1 protein-coding gene is annotated in these 1,178 nt (G+C 39.8%); it reads right to left on the bottom strand.

Going from position 1 to position 1,178, the window contains the following annotated elements; all coding sequences use genetic code 11:
* Positions 1-42: 42 nt before the first annotated feature.
* A protein-coding gene (locus CK510_RS30630; RefSeq protein ID WP_235656481.1) for an IS630 family transposase occupies positions 43-1,097 on the bottom strand; the annotation gives its coding sequence in 2 pieces (ribosomal slippage) (positions 43-702 and positions 705-1,097; 1,053 coding nt in all).
* Positions 1,098-1,178: the final 81 nt, after the last annotated feature.

Below are 1,178 nucleotides of genomic sequence, written 5' to 3'. Positions count from 1 at the left end.
TAAGTAGGTGGGCGGAAAAATTTACAACTATGTAACGAAAAGTTAAGATGAAGGGCTAGAATTAAATTTTACACGCTCTGTACTGTAGTTTCCTTTTTCTCCTCTAGCTTCAACACCGTCAATTACGGCATAAGCAAGGTCTAATTCGTCATCAAATATTCGCCCAGATAGCTCATCTTTTTTCAAATGTTGCCATTCCAATTCAATTGGATTCATCTCGGAGCAATACTTGGGTAAAAAGAAGATATATAGACCCATCTGTTCCCACTTTGACCATAGCTCTTGTACTTCTTTACATCTATGTATTGGTCCGTTATCCTGCACAATTACCCTTGTGCGTCCTAGTTTTGATGCCTCTTGAGCTTCTTTTTCCATCATTTCGATATAAGACTTGCGGTTAACACCCCCAATGACTAAACCATAAACAAAGCTAATTAAAGGTTGGAGAAACCCGATAATACTTAATCTACGACCCCGGCGCTTTGTTTGTTCTAAACGTTTTTGCTCACCCCTGAAATAATAGGTGTAACCCGGTTCGCTCCACATACAAAACCCAGATTCGTCTAAATATTTAAGGTCTATTTCTCCTGCCGCAGCTGATAATTCCAACATATCTAGGTCTCCTTGTTTCTGTGCTTTTGCGATCGCGTCTTGTTTTCCCTTATGACTTTTTCTTGCCCGTTTCCAATTGACCCCCTTTTTTTGAGTACCCGTCTTAATCTGTCGGGACTCAGTTGCACGTTACGCTCTGTGTTTAACTTCTGTGATAATTGGGAACTATTGTATGTGCGAGGCTCAACTCTTAGGCATTCTTCCAAAAATACAATATCCTCTTCCTTCCACTTGGGTTTTAACCCTCGACCCGGTAATTCCCAAAGTCCCTCTAAACCCTGCTTTTTCCATTTGTGTAAAACATCTCTAACTGTTTGCTCATCCCAATTAAAGTGGGCTGCTATTTTTTCTACATACCAGCCATGTGCATTTAGCCTGATTACTTCTGCCCTATCTTTAACCTTCTGTGGTATCTCCTCTGTTCTTAGATTTAACAAAGTTAGATCTTGCTCACGAGTTAAAAATACCCTTAAACGAGCGCCCATATATTAAGTCACCTCACGTAGATGCATTCTCCGTATTTACTTATCTTTACATAGTTTGGTTTTTTTATGCCCACCTACTTA

The sequence above is a fragment of the Brunnivagina elsteri CCALA 953 genome (assembly GCF_002289455.1).
Classification (GTDB): domain Bacteria; phylum Cyanobacteriota; class Cyanobacteriia; order Cyanobacteriales; family Nostocaceae; genus Brunnivagina; species Brunnivagina elsteri.
The sequence above is the reverse complement of the archived record's forward strand: the minus strand, read 5'-3'. Positions and strand labels throughout refer to the sequence as shown.